This window comes from Gammaproteobacteria bacterium (assembly GCA_029881255.1).
Lineage (GTDB): Bacteria > Pseudomonadota > Gammaproteobacteria > S012-40 > S012-40 > JAOUMY01.
In genome coordinates this window covers 98667-115581 of record JAOUMY010000009.1, presented here as the reverse complement: position 1 = coordinate 115581, position 16915 = coordinate 98667, and the positions used below count along the sequence as shown (strand labels likewise).

14 protein-coding genes, 2 tRNA genes and 2 pseudogenes are annotated in these 16915 nt (G+C 48.6%); 8 read left to right on the top strand and 10 right to left on the bottom strand.

Annotation, left to right across the window (positions count from 1 at the left end; translation table 11 throughout):
* The first annotated feature begins 108 nt into the window (after positions 1 to 108).
* From gltX to OEZ43_15890, 3 genes are all read left to right on the top strand, one after another.
* On the top strand, positions 109 to 1515 hold the full coding sequence (gene gltX, locus OEZ43_15900) for a glutamate--tRNA ligase (GenBank protein ID MDH5547072.1): 1407 nt from the start codon (positions 109 to 111) through the stop codon (positions 1513 to 1515).
* A 59-nt stretch (positions 1516 to 1574) separates the two neighbouring features.
* A tRNA-Ala gene (locus OEZ43_15895) sits at positions 1575 to 1650 on the top strand.
* Between the two features lie 57 nt (positions 1651 to 1707).
* A tRNA-Glu gene (locus OEZ43_15890) sits at positions 1708 to 1783 on the top strand.
* 171 nt (positions 1784 to 1954) lie between these two features.
* Here OEZ43_15890 and OEZ43_15885 read toward each other — a convergent pair.
* From OEZ43_15885 to OEZ43_15870, 4 genes and pseudogenes are all read right to left on the bottom strand, one after another.
* Positions 1955 to 2760 (bottom strand): annotated as a pseudogene (locus OEZ43_15885) (HipA N-terminal domain-containing protein).
* Between the two features lie 181 nt (positions 2761 to 2941).
* Positions 2942 to 3172 (bottom strand): annotated as a pseudogene (locus tag OEZ43_15880) (nucleotidyl transferase AbiEii/AbiGii toxin family protein).
* Positions 3165 to 3632 carry a type IV toxin-antitoxin system AbiEi family antitoxin domain-containing protein gene (locus OEZ43_15875; protein ID MDH5547071.1) on the bottom strand — a complete coding sequence of 156 codons (468 nt, stop codon included), beginning with the start codon at positions 3630 to 3632 and terminating at the stop codon, positions 3165 to 3167. Before OEZ43_15875 ends, OEZ43_15880 begins: the two are co-directional and overlap by 8 nt.
* A gap of 197 nt (positions 3633 to 3829) precedes the next feature.
* The gene (locus OEZ43_15870; protein ID MDH5547070.1) at positions 3830 to 4723 is read right to left on the bottom strand and encodes a LysR family transcriptional regulator; all 894 of its coding nucleotides are present in this window, start codon (positions 4721 to 4723) and stop codon (positions 3830 to 3832) included.
* A 474-nt stretch (positions 4724 to 5197) separates the two neighbouring features.
* On the opposite strand from OEZ43_15870, the gene OEZ43_15865 reads away from it, so the two are divergent.
* Positions 5198 to 5899: a DUF4386 domain-containing protein gene (locus tag OEZ43_15865; GenBank protein ID MDH5547069.1), complete on the top strand. Its 702-nt coding sequence runs from the start codon at positions 5198 to 5200 to the stop codon at positions 5897 to 5899.
* 484 nt (positions 5900 to 6383) lie between these two features.
* Positions 6384 to 7121: a hypothetical protein gene (locus tag OEZ43_15860; GenBank protein ID MDH5547068.1), complete on the top strand. Its 738-nt coding sequence runs from the start codon at positions 6384 to 6386 to the stop codon at positions 7119 to 7121.
* Positions 7122 to 7550: 429 nt separating this feature from the next.
* On the opposite strand, the gene OEZ43_15855 is transcribed toward OEZ43_15860, so the two are convergent.
* From OEZ43_15855 to OEZ43_15830, 6 genes are read right to left on the bottom strand one after another with little or no spacing between them, the layout of a single operon-like run.
* Positions 7551 to 8150: a NapC/NirT family cytochrome c gene (locus OEZ43_15855; GenBank protein ID MDH5547067.1), complete on the bottom strand. Its 600-nt coding sequence runs from the start codon at positions 8148 to 8150 to the stop codon at positions 7551 to 7553.
* A complete protein-coding gene (locus tag OEZ43_15850) occupies positions 8147 to 8596 on the bottom strand; it encodes a nitrate reductase cytochrome c-type subunit (protein ID MDH5547066.1) in 450 nt (149 codons plus the stop codon). The genes OEZ43_15855 and OEZ43_15850 overlap by 4 nt, the downstream gene beginning before the upstream one ends.
* A gap of 10 nt (positions 8597 to 8606) precedes the next feature.
* Positions 8607 to 11102, bottom strand: a complete 2496-nt coding sequence (napA, locus tag OEZ43_15845; GenBank protein MDH5547065.1) for a nitrate reductase catalytic subunit NapA — start codon at positions 11100 to 11102, stop codon at positions 8607 to 8609.
* Positions 11102 to 11374, bottom strand: coding sequence for a chaperone NapD (locus OEZ43_15840; protein MDH5547064.1), 273 nt, complete (start codon positions 11372 to 11374; stop codon positions 11102 to 11104). The genes napA and OEZ43_15840 overlap by 1 nt, the downstream gene beginning before the upstream one ends.
* On the bottom strand, positions 11361 to 11882 hold the full coding sequence (napF, locus tag OEZ43_15835; protein MDH5547063.1) for a ferredoxin-type protein NapF: 522 nt from the start codon (positions 11880 to 11882) through the stop codon (positions 11361 to 11363). The genes OEZ43_15840 and napF overlap by 14 nt, the downstream gene beginning before the upstream one ends.
* 5 nt (positions 11883 to 11887) lie before the next feature.
* Positions 11888 to 12040 carry a periplasmic nitrate reductase, NapE protein gene (locus OEZ43_15830; protein MDH5547062.1) on the bottom strand — a complete coding sequence of 51 codons (153 nt, stop codon included), beginning with the start codon at positions 12038 to 12040 and terminating at the stop codon, positions 11888 to 11890.
* 341 nt (positions 12041 to 12381) lie between these two features.
* Here OEZ43_15830 and OEZ43_15825 point away from each other — a divergent pair, with 341 nt between their 5' ends.
* From OEZ43_15825 to OEZ43_15815, 3 genes are all read left to right on the top strand, one after another.
* Complete coding sequence (locus tag OEZ43_15825; GenBank protein MDH5547061.1) at positions 12382 to 13260, top strand: hypothetical protein; 879 nt, start codon at positions 12382 to 12384, stop codon at positions 13258 to 13260.
* Between the two features lie 228 nt (positions 13261 to 13488).
* Positions 13489 to 15588 carry a type VI secretion system tip protein VgrG gene (gene vgrG, locus OEZ43_15820; GenBank protein ID MDH5547060.1) on the top strand — a complete coding sequence of 700 codons (2100 nt, stop codon included), beginning with the start codon at positions 13489 to 13491 and terminating at the stop codon, positions 15586 to 15588.
* 29 nt (positions 15589 to 15617) lie between these two features.
* The gene (locus tag OEZ43_15815) at positions 15618 to 16913 is read left to right on the top strand and encodes a hypothetical protein (GenBank protein MDH5547059.1); all 1296 of its coding nucleotides are present in this window, start codon (positions 15618 to 15620) and stop codon (positions 16911 to 16913) included.
* Positions 16914 to 16915 lie beyond the last annotated feature (2 nt).

Here is a 16915-nt window from a genome sequence, read left to right as displayed (position 1 = left end):
TTGTGTCGCAAGGGAAATTTAGAATGGTCCTCGGTTTTCGGCACTGTACATTTTGATGTCTGCCGATAGAATATGCGGCTTGTCAACGCCACAGGAATGCCTAGATCAATGAGCATTAAAACCCGTTTTGCCCCTAGTCCTACCGGTTATCTTCATATTGGTGGTGCCCGTACCGCGCTGTTCTCCTGGCTGCATGCGCGCAAACATGGCGGACGTTTTATATTGCGTATCGAGGACACTGATCGCGAGCGATCGACCCAGGAATCGGTGAACGCCATCCTTGAGGGCATGACCTGGATAGGCCTGGAATACGACGAAGGCCCGTTTTACCAGACCCATCACTTCGATCGCTACGAAGAAATCATCAAAAAACTCATGGACGACGGCCATGCCTATTACTGCTATTGCAGTAAAGAAGAGCTGGAAGCCATGCGCGAAGAGCAAATGGCCAACAAACAAAAGCCACGCTATGACGGACGTTGCCGTCATCGTACCGAGCCGCGTGATGGAGTGGAGCCGGTCATTCGTTTCAAGAACCCCACTGAGGGGTCAGTCGTATTTGATGACCTAGTCAAGGGCAGTATCGAAGTACAGAACGCCGAACTGGATGACCTGATCATCGCCCGTTCCGACGGTACGCCGACCTACAATTTGACGGTAGTCGTCGATGATATGGATATGCAGATCGATTGCGTTATCCGTGGCGATGACCACGTCAATAATACCCCGCGTCAGATCAATATCCTCAAGGCCTTGGGCGCGAAACTGCCACAATATGCCCATGCGCCTATGATTCTGGGTTCCGATGGCAAGCGTTTGTCCAAGCGCCACGGAGCGGTGAGCGTGATGCAATATCGTGAAGAAGGCTTTTTGCCTGAGGCACTGGTCAATTACCTGGTGCGTCTGGGTTGGTCGCATGGTGACCAGGAACTGTTTTCCATTGATGAAATGATCGAGTTATTCGAGGTTAAGGCCATCAATCGCGCGCCGTCGACGTTTAACCCAGACAAGCTGCTGTGGATTAATCACCAATATATTATGAACAGCGAGCCTGCCCACGTGTTGCACCACCTGAGCTATCACCTGGGCAATGTCGGCATCGACCCAACCGAGGGCCCGGATATCCTCGAAGTGATAAAGGCCCAGCGCGAGCGTACCAAAACCCTGATTGAGCTGGCCGAGCAGTGCCGGATTTATTACCAAGACCTGGATGGTTTTGACGAAAAATCCGCGAAAAAGGCCTTTAAACCCGAGGCCGTTGAGGTGTTGAACAATATTAAGGTCAAGCTGATGGCGCTACAGGATTGGACTCGCGAGGCCATCCATGCCGCTATGGAACAGACCGTTGCTGAGCTGGAAATTGGCTTTGGCAAGCTCGGCATGCCCTTGCGTCTGGCCGTGACAGGCGGTGCGCCCACGCCGGATCTGGACTTAACCGTTTATCTCATAGGGCGGGATAAGAGCTTGTCTCGTATAGAAAAAGCGGTGGCTTACATCGAAGCGAAAAATTCCTGAAGAATAAAATTTTTCGCTTGACCCCACTCATTCGCATACGTAAAATGCGCGTCTCTTTCGGGGCTATAGCTCAGCTGGGAGAGCGCTTGCATGGCATGCAAGAGGTCGCCGGTTCGATCCCGGCTAGCTCCACCAGATTACGGAAGTACCAGTTTTACTAGGCCGACTTTGGTTGAAAAACCTTTTTTCAGCGTCCCCATCGTCTAGAGGCCTAGGACACCGCCCTTTCACGGCGGTAACAGGGGTTCGAATCCCCTTGGGGACGCCACTATTCTCAAAGGGTTAGCTCAAAAAGCTAACCCTTTTTTCGTTTTTAGGTTTCAATTTAGGTAATTTCCGTTTTTAACTATTTTCCAGCACGGTCCGGATTGCGCTTGTCTTTCAGTAATCCACTCGAAATGACAAACTAACAGATGCGACCTTTTTCCCTTTTTCCGAATTAATCTCGATATCCCTCAAAGGCAAACGGATTCAAGAATTGTCGCCTCCAGAATAATGCGCGGTCGGTTGGATTCAGATCGGCCTCGTCACAAACTATATTCCAATTTTTTTCTATTACCGAAACTTGGTGATCCATAATTTCACGAGCATCTTCCTGAGATAGGAGAAAATTATGAGCCGTTTCCAGGCATGTGCTTAAACGACTCATCCGGTTACCGTCAGAAATAAGCATCGCTTGTGTTGCTTCTTACCGTCTTCGATTAAAGCCTTAGGACGCGCACCACCAATAGAAGTGCCGTGATGCAAAGCCTGCTCTAGTTCCCGAGTAAGCGGAATACCTTTTTCGACCATTTCCGCAGCAGCGAGTAATTCCTCGAGGGGGGCATTGTTTGCAAATCGCGGCACGTATTCAGTGGCTGACTTTTGAAAATCCAACGCGCCAATTCTGTCAGAGCCGGACTAAAGTAGATAGCTTAGTTCGTCTAGTTGGGAAGTGTTTCCGGCTTGCTCACCCTTTAGGCCAAGCAAACGATTAATTAGCACACGACGTCCCCAAGCATCGGGCACAGCATCCCGAATACAGTTGGGCATACTCAATCCTGCAAAAAGCGCGTGAACGCCCGGTTTTAATGGCAGTTCTTGATCATATATGGCGATGGCATTGGCGCGATTCAGGTAACTCTTGCCATAGTTGAAGAGCAGGTTTTTTCCTTCCAGTGTTAGTTTACCTGTGACAACAGGCTCGGATTCACCAGGTAACCAGATCCAGACAAAGGCTTGGATATGCGGCTGTTTAGAAATCATCATCTACGGACTTGGTCTTTTTATGTACCGCTTTGGGCAGAAGAGCGAGCTTATCTTCGACCTGCTTGATGTGGTGGGTTAGGGCAGAGCTAGCCTCATCGAAGAGTTTCACTCCTACCAAAGCGGATAACTCAAAAACGACGCCGATACCGCATTTGGGATCGCCTTTCTCGACTCGAGTAATTTGGGTCGAAATCCGCGCCAGGCCATCATTTATCGCAAGTAATGCTGTGTCTCTCTCATCGATGGGCAAATAGGTCAAATCGATATCTACGGAAAGACGAGGTAAATCGCGGACAAAAAGGTTGATGGCAGTTCCACCTTTTAGTGCAAAAAGTTTTTCTTGAGCCACTAAAGGTAAGACACGTACAAGTAATTCGACTTGGCGATAATGTGGATTGTTTCTATCCAGCACGAAAATTCTCCGGCACGGTGATTTGGTATTTCTTGTTATAGATGCCGCCTCTCGTCACGAGTCGTTTTCCTTTGCCAAGGTCTACGTCATCAAAATTGATTTTCTTTGCCCATGGATAGTTAAAATGCTCTGACAGAAAAAGGAAAAGCCGCTTTGCCTTGTTGTGAGTACAATTTTGTAGCAACTGATTGATAACAGCAGGCCTGGCCATCGTCATACCCTCAAACAGCTCTGCGGAGAAGATGAATGATGACGGAGTTTCATCAACCTCACTGAGGACCTCCAGTAATGCGCGCTCTGGTGCCGAAGCGCGGATGGTCCAGTCCCGTATTTTTGTTGGCAAGTTGATCCATGCTTTTTCAGAGTCAGATCGGAATAGCTTTTTCCTGTGGAAAGCCCATTGGAAATTTGTTTGGAGTGTGTCCATCCATGTCGGGGGAGTATCCTGTCCCCACAAGTGGATGACAGAATCTCCTTCCAGGCTGAGGTAATGTGCAAGACCTTGTTGGTTTAATGCGGAGACACTGCCAAGATGAAGGGTGGTTTTACTCAGATGTTGGAGACCAAGTAAAATGCCTTCCCAGTTTATCGACGTGCCGGGACGAGCATAGGCGCGATTGATGAAATAGCCCCAATAAACCTTCCATAATAGCGCTAGAGCTCACTCGCCAATAAATCAAAAACAATCCTCACCCTGCGACTGGTACGAAGCTCTCGGTGGGTGGTCAACCAGATTGGGAATACGATGGGCGGAAAGTCGGGAAGCACTTGTTGGACCAAAGGGTCGGCATTGCCAATTTCCTCAGGCATCATGCCGATGCCTAAGTCCTGTTTTACCAATTCCCATTGGACCAAATAGCTGGTAGTGACGATGGGAAAATTACGAAGAGAAAGATTCAGGCCTATTTGCTTGAGATGATTAATCAACATCATTGGGCTTTCAAAGGCGACGAAGTTGAGCTGTTGCAGGTGTTCAATCGTTTTAGGTAGGCCGACGCGGTCCAGGTACTTTTTTGTTGCATAGAAACGTGCCGAGACATCTTTGATTTTTTTTGCGATCAATTCGGGCTGTGTGGGTTCGAAGTTGCGCAGGGCGATATCTGCCTCGCGTCGTCGCAAGTCGCTTTCTTGATTGCTGGCAACAATCTCGATCTGTATCTTCGGTTCGATTAGGCGAAGTTTGGCAATGATTGGGGGAAGTATGTATGCCGAGTAAACCTCACTCGCGGATATGCAGACGTTGCCTTCCAGGTCTTGTGTCTGACCACTCGCTGTCAATGACACCTGATTTGCCGCGTTGCCCATGGCGCGAACATGTTCCAACAAATCTAGCCCGCTGGGTGTCAGTACCAGCCCTAATCCTACTCGCTCAAAAAGGATAACGCCTAATTCCTTTTCCAGAGCCGTAACCTGACGACCTAAGGTGGGCTGCGTCATTCCCAGGGCACGTGCGGCCGCAGATAATGTTCCCTCTTCCGCCGTAACGAGAAAGGCTCTTGCCCGATTCCAGTCAAAATTTACCGATCGCCAATCCATACGTTTTTGCATGCGTTATATACAAAAATTCGGAATATGCATACTACATTGCATGGTCGATAATTACTACACGGTATTTGAAAGACAGGAACTTAGCGTTGATACAAGGCAATGTTGTTTTTAAGTTACTGTTCTCAAACAAGGTGGGTTCTTTGCTACCAGATCGATATGGCGATATGGGGCATGGGCGGACTGATGTTTTGCACCTTGTTGTATAAGTCGAAGTTGGTTTCCCGGCGGGTTGTTCGAACTTGCGCTAAGTGTGTGGTTGATCGTCAAAGGTTTTAACTACTCGAACAATGACTTTGACAGACGCAGCGTTATTGCGCACTAACACTTCTGTTCAAGTACGACACCATCATTCAAAAACGGGGAAGAAAACTATGAAAGCTTTTAAATACCGCACTACATCGACAACGGACACAAAAAGGGCAATGTCGTTATCGTTGTGTAAAACCACCTCATATTGATTATTGGAGAGTCAAAATGAACATCACAAACGCATCAAGAAAATACGCCGTGACCACTGGCCTGAGTTATCTAGTCATTTTCTTTGCGGCAATATTTGCTAACTTTTTTGTTGTCGAATCATTGCTCAATGATCCGATAACGATGGTGCAACAATCCCCAGCAATGGTAAGTGCTGGTATTGTTGCCTTTTTGATTACTGTGGTTTTCGATGTAGTGGTGGCATGGACGCTATTTGAGTTATACAAAAAGAATCCGCTATCCATTTTAAGCACGCTCTTTAGAATGATGCATGCGGTAATTATGGGTGTTGCCATATTCTCTCTGCCCGCTGTGTTTGGTTTGGACACTGCGGATGAAATCCTCAAAAAAGTCGATGAATTCAACACTATTTGGCTAATCGGTCTTTTCTTCTTTGGTGTCCACTTGATTGTTCTTGCAAACATAATAGATGGGCCAAAATTTATTACCGTCTTTCTCATGATAGCGGGTATGATGTATATGATTGATACTGTTGCGCACTTCACACTTCTGGACTACGAAGCCTATGCGGATTACTTCCTGATGCTGGTTGCTATCCCAAGCATATTCGGAGAGATGTCGCTGGCCATTTGGTTTCTCATCAGGGGAGGGAGGCAAGCCATGACTACAGAGCCTGCGTTAACTGCTAGCGAAAGGGTTGAGATTGCGCTAGATGTTGAGAAACAGTCATGGCTATAGGGGGAAAACAGTCGAGGGATGCATCGTCAATCTTTTCGATTATAGTTGTTGGCGAGGGTTTGTAGTCGTTGTTCTGTATCTTATTTGAATCGGCAATAGCGAAACTAATACACCGGAATCCTGTGTTCAGAAGCCATTTGGGGCATTGAACAAGAAAAAGGGGTAGAAGTAAGCTTGTCTTGCTAAAGTTGTAGATCTTGGGTTCCTTTCGTCTTAAGGGATCAAACCTAAATATTCTTTGGGAACCCGACGGATGTCCTTCAGCCGCAGTGTTCAACTGGTTTTGTTGTGCCCGCTGGATTTTGGTTCCGATGGTTATACAACTATTTCTATAACTTTTAGCATTTGTTGTGATGTAGCTTACAACTACTTCCTTGCCCATGCCTCTATACTACAAATCAACGCTGTTTCGTTTTCAAACGATTGTTGTCACTCACAGTATGTCGCTATCGCAAAGCTACAATATTATTTTTGGAGGATAAGGATGTCATACGAGCAAATAAGTAAATGGAAAACTGAGGACTGGAATCAGAGCGTCCTAAAAGCGGCCAACCTGAATAACAATGCCAGCGGTATGGGAAGGAGCCGAACTCAGGTGTCGGCTCAAGACGGTGTGTGTTTTGCGGCTGCGCTTATTTGGGGTGATCTTCAATATAGCGAAAGCACTCAGTCATGGGGCAGTTACTCCGCTGTTGAAAATCTGAAATACGAAGACGCGATGCATTTGTTTCAACGTATAGGACAGTGGGAGGGGCGCACTTTTGAAGAGTTTCGCGATTGGTCTTACTCAAGCGCAACGCCAACACCAGCACCTCGCAATGAACATTCTCGAAATAGCCAAATACAAACATCAATTAACTTTCTTGGCGGCATGCGAGAGTACATGCCGCATGTTGGCAAAATTGAAATGAAGATACGAAAGAAGACAGAATGCAGCAGTGATGATCTGGCTTCTGTGATCAATCTTTTCTATAAAAATTATGGTGGTGTGTCTCAACGACCTTTTGTCTTCGCATATCAACAAGGGAATGCTCGCCACGCGATTGGTTTTGCGTTTGATGAGGATGATATGTATTTCTTCGAACCAAACAGTGGCGAGTACAATGTAAGCGCTTCACAGATTGGAGAATTTATCACCAGATGGGTGCAAAGTAGCGCGAAAGCGTTTCGCCAGGAAGACCCTGGTTTGAAAATGTATTATATCTTGTCGTTGTCAAAGTAAATAAATTTTTCCTCGCTCTAGTCGAGGAATAAATTACATAAATTTAGATAGATACCATTTGGCGGATACGGATAGTAGGTGCAATTGGTAATAGAGAGGTCAACTGGTAAAGTCAGGCTTCTCCCCGCAAGAGATGAAGAACTTATGAACGATACCAGATTTACAGTTTAAAGAAATCCGGGCATAGCCGAGAAGAGATAGCACAAATGCCGCAATCATTTTTCAGGAAAAGGCCGGGCCGCTTGTACGCAGTTGGTTGAACCGACCACAAAAGCCACTCTATCGCGATGAATGGCGGGAGGCGATTCGTTCACACGCTGCCTGTTCGCCGACCAACTACTACTGCCCGCACTTAGAAAACATGCAGGGTTTGTCGATCAGGAAGTGGTGTCTTTGGAAACGATTTGAAGCGGTTGTTGAGCTCACCCCTCACCACCCCTCAACCCCCTCCATATCCGGTAGTCGATGGGCGATACCCTTGTGGCAATCGATACAGGTTTTATCACCGCCACTGAGTGCCCGGTCGTGTTGTGCGGAGGCGCGCTGGCTTTGTCGGGTTAAATCCATGTATTCAAAATTGTGGCAGTTACGACACTCAAGCGAATCGTTGGCCTTTAGTCTGGCCCATTCGTGCTCCGCCAGTTCGCGCCGCTTATCCAAAAACTTTTCGCGGGTATCGATCGTGCCGAACACCTTGCCCCAAATCTCTTTTGAGGCCTGCATCTTTCTCGCGAGTTTGGACGTCCAGTCGTGGGGTACGTGGCAGTCGGCACACTTGGCGCGTACGCCGGAACGATTGGCAAAGTGGATGGTGGTTTGCAACTCCTGATAGACGTTGTCGCGCATTTCGTGACAACCGATACAAAAACCCTCGGTGTTGGTGAACTCCAATACGGTGTTGAATCCACCCCAGAAAATAATACCGGCGAAAAAACCGACCATGACCAGAAAGCCCAGCGCGTAGTGTTGGGTGGGACTACGTAGAATGTGCCAACGCCACTTGATCTCTTTTTTTAGCCAGTCCTTCATCGAGCGGCCTTATCGTTTAGCAATTCATCCATGTCTTTAAACTCGTTATCCACCAGCAGTTTCGCATTGGTCTGTATGACGTGGCACTGGGTGCAAAAATAGCGTCGCGGTGAAACATCGGCGAGAAAATTACCGTCCCTGTCCATGTAATGGGTAACGCTTACCATCGGTGCCTGGCTCTGTTCCGTCTGTTTGCGGCTGTGGCAACTGAGACACTTGTTTGAGCGTATGTCCACCTGATAATTGTCGATCTTGTGCGGTATCGTCGGTGGTTGCATCGGGTAATTACGTTTGCGCTTTATGTCTTCATTAAGTACCGGCGCGATGGGCGGTGTGTCCTGTTGCGTGGGCAGCGCATGTTTGCGCAACGTCGCAACATTATCGTCGGCAAGCACCGATTGACTTAGAAAAACACCGACGACGTAAAGAGCGAAAAGATATTTCATGTTATGCCCCCTATGCCTTAACAATGCGCACGGCGCATTTCTTGTAATCCGTTTCTTTCGAGATCGGATCGGTGGCATCGAGTGTTACCTTATTGATCAACTGGCTCGCGTCGAACCAGGGCACAAACACCAGGCCCCTGGGTGGTTTGTTTCTTCCTCGGGTTTCCACACGCGTCAACATTTCTCCGCGTCTGGATTGTATTTTGACTTGATCGCCGCGGCGCAGGGAACGGTCACGGGCATCTTGCGGATGCATAAAGACCACCGCATCGGGAAAGGCGCGATAGAGCTCGGGTACGCGCTGTGTCATCGAACCGGAATGCCAGTGTTCGAGTACGCGTCCGGTTGAGAGCCACAGATCGTATTGTTTGTCGGGTGACTCTGCCGGTGGCTCGTAGGGCAGGGCGAAGATTACCGCCTTACCGTCAGGCTTGCCATAAAACTCGAAGCCTTTGCCTTTTTTAACATAGGGGTCGCTGCCTTCGCGAAAACGCCAACGGGTTTCTTTGCCATCGACGACCGGCCAACGCAAACCGCGCTCCTGATGATAACGATCAAAATCCGCGAGATCATGCGCCTTGCCGCGGCCGAAGGAGGCATATTCCTCGAACAAACCTTTTTGTATGTAAAAACCAAAATGTTTGCTTTCCTGGTTGTTGTAATCGGCATCCATTTCCGACAAGGGAAATTTGTTTACCTGACCATTGGCAAACAAAACATCGTACAGGGTTTTGCCTTTATAGTTTTTGTTCTTGTTGAGTACCGCTGCCGGCCATACCTCGTCGGTCTTAAAGCGTTTTGAAAACTCCACCAGTTGCCACAAATCGGATTTCGACTCACCCGGCGCGTCGACCATTTGATGCCAGAACTGTGTGCGTCGCTCCGCATTGCCATAGGCACCTTCTTTCTCTACCCACATCGCCGTCGGCAAGATCAAATCGGCGGCCTGTGCGGTGACGGTGGGATAGGCGTCGGAGACCACGATAAAGTTTTTCGGATTGCGATAACCGGGCAGGGTTTCCTCAACCATATTAGCCGCGGCCTGCACGTTGTTGTTTACCTGCACCCAGTAGGCATTGATTTCACCGTCTTTGAGTTGACGATTTTGCAACACCGCATGGGCACCCACCCAGCCGGGAAGAATTCCCTTGGGCAGTTTCCATTTCTTCTCCGCTATCTCACGATGTTCGGGTTTATTGACTACCATATCGGCAGGAAGGCGATGGGCAAAGGTGCCTACTTCTCTGGCGGTGCCACAGGCCGAAGGCTGTCCGGTGAGTGAAAACGGACTGTTGCCCGGCGTCGAAATTTTTCCGGTCAACAGATGGATGTTATAGATCATGTTATTGGTCCACACGCCGCGGGTGTGTTGGTTAACGCCCATCGTCCATAAGGACATGACTTTGGTGTTGGGGTCGGCATAGAGTTCTGCAAGTTTTTTCAAGTTGCTTGCAGACACGCCGGAGAGTTTTGACACATAGTCGGCGTCGTATGTGGAAACAAACTTGGCAAACTCGTCAAAGCTACTCGCCTTGGAACCGCCTGCGTTTTTGGCGTTGGCCGCGCGCTTTTCCAGAGGATGTTCCGGGCGCAAACCGTAGCCGATGTCGGTATTGCCGATACGAAAGTTGACGTGTTTGGCCACGAAATCTTTGTTCACGCGCCCGGTCTGGATAATGTAATTGGCAATGTAATTGAGTATCGCCATATCGGTTTGCGGCGTAAACACGATGGGTAAGTCGGCCAGATCAAACGAGCGGTGTTCATACGTCGAGAGCACGGCCACCTTTACATGTTCATAACTCAGTCGTCTGTCGGTAATGCGCATCCACAATACGGGGTGCATCTCTGCCATATTTGAACCCCAAAGTACAAACGCGTCCGCGTGTTCAAAATCGTCATAACAGCCCATCGGTTCATCGATACCGAATGTACGCATAAACCCGCCTACGGCCGAGGCCATACAGTGTCGCGCATTGGGGTCAATATTGTTGGAGAGAAAACCGGCCTTCATCAATTTGCTGGCGGCATAGCCCTCCCAAACCGTCCACTGGCCCGAGCCGAACATGCCAACGCCCTTGGGCCCTTTTTCCTTTAACGCGGCCTTGAATTTTTCTTCCATCACGTCAAAGGCCTCGTCCCAGGACACCGGCGTGAAATCGCCATCCTTGTCGTATCGACCGTTCTTTTTACGCAGTAACGGTGTCTGTAGACGATCCTTGCCGTACATGATTTTCGACAGAAAGTAGCCCTTGATACAGTTGAGGCCCTTGTTGACTGGAGAGTTGATGTCGCCATGGGTGGCGACGACGCGATTGTCTTTAACAGCAACATTGACGCTGCAACCCGTACCACAAAAGCGACACGCGGCCTTCGACCATTTGAGTTTATTCTTCGACGCGTGGGTGACCAGGTTGGCCGCATGCGTGGGTAAAGTAATTCCGGCAGCGGCCGCGGCGGTGGCGAGCGCGTTAGCTTTTATAAAACCACGACGTGTAAGACTCATTACGGTAAGACCTCCTCATCCTCTTCGTCGATCTGGTGATAAACCATGGTTGCGCTGATCACGCCTTCCATTGCCTCGATTTCGCGTAGGGTATCGAGGATTCCAGATTCGGTTGCCATTTCCAGTATCGGGATCAACTTGTCACTACCGTTGTGGGCGCCGATTTCGCAACAATCCAGCATTGAGATACGCTGCAGTAGTTGATCAAAGCGCTGTGGCAGACAATGCACGATCACACTGGAGATATGGGCGACGTCCTTAACTGCTTGCATGTGCGGATTCCTGAGCAGCGTGGTGTTTCGGTTCGTGAACAGAGATGGCGGATACCGGGCAGTTCTTTACGCAGGCACCACAACCGTTGCAGTTTTCCGTTTCTATTGATGGCTGTGCGACTTGTCCTAAACGCGGCCTGAATGTGATTGCGCCGGTTTCGCAATGATCACGGCAGGTCTGGCACATGACTCCCGATTGGGTGACACAGTGCTCATCAATCTGCGCCTTATAAAACCAAGCTTGATCGCGGCCCGTGTCCGTGAATAAACCCTCGGGACAGGCGTTCGCGCACTGAGTGCAGAAAGTGCATTCGCCACGAGTGAAATCCAGATTCGGATAGTTCGATTCACCTTTAACGATGATTTGTTCCGGGCAACTCTCAATACAGGCATGACAACGCGTGCATTGTTCGACGAACAAGTCATATGAAATAGACCAGGGTGGTAGAAGCGGAATATGTTTGGCAGATAAACGACCGCGAAGCCAGTTTCGACGTTGAATATCCACGCGCCTCAACTCCCCGGTGGTCCCATTACCAACTGCAACAGCCACACCACCAGCCCATAGCCCACGACAAACAGCGTGGCAATTAGCGGTGCGAGCACCACCAGGCAAAATAATACGGTAATGCGTTCGTCATGTTTGCTGACACTGCTCTTTATCATGACACCTTCCCAATTTAGATGTCCCGGTAATCGCTATGAAGTAACGATAAGCACCAACTGTCAATAGAACAAAGAATGGCAGTGTAGACCAAACCAACAGAAAAAGTAAATGCGTTAGTTAAAACCGGAAAATTATCCTGAGTATGTCATGCGACATGGGGTATCCAGTCGGACGTGTAGTCACGAATATTTTCACCGACAGTCATTTTGTGCGAAATTGCCTTTCAACGATTTGCTTTTCGTCGTATATAAATGATTAAAGTAACATCCGCGATAGCGTTACACATATCACACGTTCCGTTACGTTGAGGAAAATTCAGAAAAAGGGAGCACACGCACTGATGGCTACGGTGAGTATTGTTGATCAAGATAACTTCCCAATGGCGAGAGATTACCTCCGCTCCTGCCGCTATATTCCAATAGCCAATTCGCGTACGCTGCCGATCAATACACAAAAGGTATTCGATATTGCCAACTTGCAGTTACAACAACTGTTGTCAGGTATTGTCGAAAATTGCACTGCAGGCGACAACCTGGTCATCGTCAGTCACGGCTTGACCCAGGCGCTGAATATTCCACTTGGTTGCAGCAATTCAGCCAACGATCCGGAATTGACTTCCGACGTGTTAAATCTATTGTGCAGTCGGCGCAGTCATGCCGAGCTCGTTCCGCTGTTATTTCTGACCGAGACACAGATTGCGAACTTGCGTGGACTGCGGCAGCGAGTTGTAGATCTTCACCTACAAAGAGTTGAACTCGTCGCGTGCGAGGTAGGATCTTATGAATCTACTTTGTCGGCCATTCAACGTTTCTTTGCTTGCCAAGTTGTCGGTGGGCCTCGCGTGCGTTACGGCTGGGTACCGGCCAGTTTCCATGAAGATAATGCCTACGACTATGATCGCTATTCTCAGGGAGGGCAGGGACAGCTCTATACAATTGACGGCGGTCACGTAGGTTTTCATGTGAGTGCTGGCCCGGCTCGATCACTACGCTTGCGCGACGCGCGCGCAACCTCACGCTCGACACTGCAAGCATGGGCACATCGATATTTTCCCCGGCGAACTGATATTACTGGATTAGAAGTAACCATTCACGGACACTGGACCATGGATCGAATGGTGTTGCCACTAGAGCCAGGGTTTCAACGCAATATGAGAGAATTTTCCGGCTCGTCTACGAGTGAATTGGGGCTGGGTGAGTTAGATCTTGAGGGTATCTAGAGATCAACGGTATTTATCATCTGACCATCGAAAAACTATAGTGAATCTCCTACGGAATTTGTAGTACGAAGGTACTATTTATTTCTTTGCATTCGTATCATATTTGAAATTATTCGGTGCCGCTTGTGCAATAAGTCACAGCTATTTTATCCATAAACACGCGATAGTAGTGTTGTGAATAGCGGGGCCGCTATTCTCTCTTTAGGGAATGATAGAGAGCACTCAACTATGCCACCGATACTTAGCCAGGACGGCAGATTTATTTCGATTAGTACACCATTGGGCAGCGATGAACTTCTGTTGATGTCCATGAGTGGTGCTGAACATCTCTCTCGCCCGTTTTCTTTTCAACTGGAAATGTTGTCGCACAATAATGATATCGATCCCAATGATATTGTTGGATCAAGTGTCGATATCACGGTGGCGGAAAACAGTGCTACGTCGCGCGTTTTCAATGGCTATATCAATCAGTTTGTTGCTGGAGAGCGGCATTCGTCGGGGCATCGCATTTACCAGGCAGAGCTGGTTCCCTGGTTGTATTTGTTGTCCTACTACACGGATAACCGGATATTTCAGCAAAGCGATGCGAAAACCATTATTGAAAACGTCTTTCAGTCACGTGGTTTCAATGACTTTGAGTTCCAGACACAACGAACGTTTCGCCAACGGGAGTACACAGTCCAGTATCGGGAATCGGATTTTCGTTTTGTGTCTCGCCTACTGGAAGAAGAGGGAATCTTCTATTATTTCCGACATGAGGGAGGAAAACACACACTGGTGCTGGGCGACTCTGTTGTTTCTTACCATAACTGTGAAGAGAACGAGGCCCGTTATTTTGAATCGGGTGGATTTGATGATCATCTAAATGACTGGTTTCGACAGCGCCACTTAATACCCGGAAAATGGTCGCAAAGCGACTATAACTTTCTCATACCCAGTACCTCGCTGCTCAACTCGGTGACATCCATCGTCGACCTACCGGCTATCGCTAACTTCGAAAATTATGGGTATCCCGGTGCCTTTATTGACCGTGACGAAGGCGAGGCCCTGACGCGCATACGCATGGAAGAGGAAGAAACGAAATATCACACCGTCTTCGCTGCCGGAACCTACCGCAGCTTTCTTCCAGGCGGCACGTTTACATTAACGCGCCACGAAATAGCAGAAGAACAAGATCAGGAATATGTAATCACTACGATTAGTCACTATATGCGGGAGAATTCGTATGACAGGGGGCGAGGAGGTGCCTTTGACTATCACAATAAGTTTCAGTGCATTCCTTCTGACATCGTGTTTCGACCACCTTCGAAAACACCCAAGCCGATTGTGCATGGGTTACAGACTGCTCTCGTGGTAGGCCCGAGCGGCGAGGAAATATACACAGACGAACACGGTCGTATAAAGGTTCAATTTCACTGGGATCGCATCGGTGAGAAAAACGAAAATAGCTCTTGCTGGATACGCGTGATGCAACAGTGGGCGGGAAAAAAGTGGGGTGCGCAATTTCTTCCGCGTATTGGTCATGAGGTAGTTGTCAGTTTTCTGGAAGGTGATCCCGATCAACCCTTGGTCGTGGGTAGTGTTTATAACGAAGAAAACAAACCGCCGTACGATTTGCCCGCGAATAAAACACAAAGCGGATGGAAGAGTCGATCCAGCACCGGCGGGAGTCCATCCAACTACAATGAGATTCGTTTCGAAGATAAGAAGGGCAGTGAATCAATCACGATCCACGCCGAAAAAGATTTCTCTGGTAGTGCAAAACACAACTACAGCTTTAGTGCCGGAAACGATGGCTCGTATTCCACCAAGGGTAATAACAGCATCTCTATTGATGGCGACGAGACGCGTACCGTCAAAGGGAATTGTACAAGTACGGTGCAAGGCAACGACACCGAGATGGTCAACGGCAATCAGGAAGTGTCAATAGACGGAAACTACGCAGGAACCGTATCCGGCGACAAATCGGAACAGGTGCTGGGAAGCCTCACCATCGGCGTGACCGGAACGGAAGAATACGAGGTATCAGGTGACGCGACTCGAACGATCGGTGGCAGCCAGACAGTCAGTATTTCAGGAAATTTGAGCGATTTAGTTTCTGGTAACGCCAGTGCGTCTATCGATGGCAATAACTCAGTCATTGTCGGTGGGAACTATTCGCTAGAAGCCGCAAATATTTCGATTACGGGATCGAGTGAGATCACACTTACCGTCGGCGGCAGTTCGATCAAGATAGACCCGGCCGGTATTACGATTAGTGCACCAAAAATCACAAGTGCGGCTCAGGCGATAAATGAAATATCCGGCGCGACCGTCAAGCTGAATTAGTGCCTATTCAAGGATGAGTATGCCCAAACATGACCAAAAAGAATCCAATTGAAAAACGCATCGACAAGCTAACCGACCAGTGGAACGCATTCGCACAAAACGAGGATGCCCGTGTTCTTCGTTGGTGTTGTGCCGACGACGATGAAAGAAGGATGATCGAGGCGTTTATCAAATTGGAAGACAGTGACGGTGGATCTACGCCTGATCTGTTTATCCCGTTTGATGTATCGTTTGAGAGCAAGGCTGACTATGGCGCGAGATTGGCCAGGGCGCTTATCGATTTGTATGCTGCCAGCCAAGAAGAACTTGGAAACGACCATATAAAAAATCAATGGTCACCGCCAGCGAGACAGCAAGAGCAAAATAGAACCAATTACTTCTTTCAGTGTTGTCTGTCGTTTCAGGAATATCATGCCGAAATGCTCGAATGTCTGGTACTGGTTCTGGTACCCGGGGACTATAGTGATATTGCGGATTTTCAACGTTGGATACTTGAATTTCTGTCCCTTAATTTGCCACCAACTATTCGAATTATTCTCGTTGAAAATAAAAATAAGGAATTGTACGGTCAACTCTCTCACGTTGGTAAGGAGTTGGTAGAGACCGTTGATGCCGATTTAAATATGGCAGACGCTATTACCGAAGTCGCGCGCAACGTACCAGGGAATGCACCTGGCAACCGCTTCCGGCGTTTTCTCGTCGGTATGAACACCGCCGCGGCCAAAGGAAACTTGCGAGCGGCGTTAAAAAGCGGACGCAAGGCTCTTCAAATTGCAGAACAACAACAATGGCCACATATGCAATGTGTGGTGTATATGGGGCTGGGTAGTCTCTTTCTTGGACAAAAAGATATCACGAAAGCCGTTCAATCCTATCAGCGTTCCTACCACGTTGCACTCGCCGCCGAAGAAACCGGCGACGAAGTCGCGCCTAAACTCGTGCTGCAAAGTCAGTTGGCCACCGCATCTGCATTTTTAGCAGAGGCCAACTACAAACAGGCCGTTGGCTTTTATCTTCAAAGCGCGCCGCTGGCGAAAAAAGTCAAAGACCCGTTCATGATCGTCGAGAGCCTGCGCATGGCCGCCTATTGCTATGAGCAACTCACGGAATATGAAGACGCCTGGAAGTGTGGCAACAAGGCACTGGAGTTTGGCGAACGGATTCCAGAGAACGAGCGGGAAAATACTACGTTGCCGTTTGTTGCTCAGGGTTTGGAACGGGTAGCAGAAAAGTTGCGCGATACACGGCTAAACCATCATGTCGAGAAACGCATGCATGAGCTGGCCTTGCAACAGTGGCGCGAAACCGTGGAAGGAGTTGCCTGACC

Bases quoted from the DNA above. Each gene is read 5' to 3' on its own strand.
- gltX (MDH5547072.1), top strand. From the start codon at position 109: ATGAGCATTAAAACCCGTTTTGCCCCTAGTCCTACCGGTTATCTTCAT.
- OEZ43_15870 (MDH5547070.1), bottom strand. From the start codon at position 4,723: ATGCAAAAACGTATGGATTGGCGATCGGTAAATTTTGACTGGAATCGG.
- OEZ43_15865 (MDH5547069.1), top strand. From the start codon at position 5,198: ATGAACATCACAAACGCATCAAGAAAATACGCCGTGACCACTGGCCTG.
- OEZ43_15860 (MDH5547068.1), top strand. From the start codon at position 6,384: ATGTCATACGAGCAAATAAGTAAATGGAAAACTGAGGACTGGAATCAG.
- OEZ43_15855 (MDH5547067.1), bottom strand. From the start codon at position 8,150: ATGAAGGACTGGCTAAAAAAAGAGATCAAGTGGCGTTGGCACATTCTA.
- OEZ43_15850 (MDH5547066.1), bottom strand. From the start codon at position 8,596: ATGAAATATCTTTTCGCTCTTTACGTCGTCGGTGTTTTTCTAAGTCAA.
- napA (MDH5547065.1), bottom strand. From the start codon at position 11,102: ATGAGTCTTACACGTCGTGGTTTTATAAAAGCTAACGCGCTCGCCACC.
- OEZ43_15840 (MDH5547064.1), bottom strand. From the start codon at position 11,374: ATGCAAGCAGTTAAGGACGTCGCCCATATCTCCAGTGTGATCGTGCAT.
- OEZ43_15830 (MDH5547062.1), bottom strand. From the start codon at position 12,040: ATGATAAAGAGCAGTGTCAGCAAACATGACGAACGCATTACCGTATTA.
- OEZ43_15825 (MDH5547061.1), top strand. From the start codon at position 12,382: ATGGCTACGGTGAGTATTGTTGATCAAGATAACTTCCCAATGGCGAGA.
- vgrG (MDH5547060.1), top strand. From the start codon at position 13,489: ATGCCACCGATACTTAGCCAGGACGGCAGATTTATTTCGATTAGTACA.
- OEZ43_15815 (MDH5547059.1), top strand. From the start codon at position 15,618: ATGACCAAAAAGAATCCAATTGAAAAACGCATCGACAAGCTAACCGAC.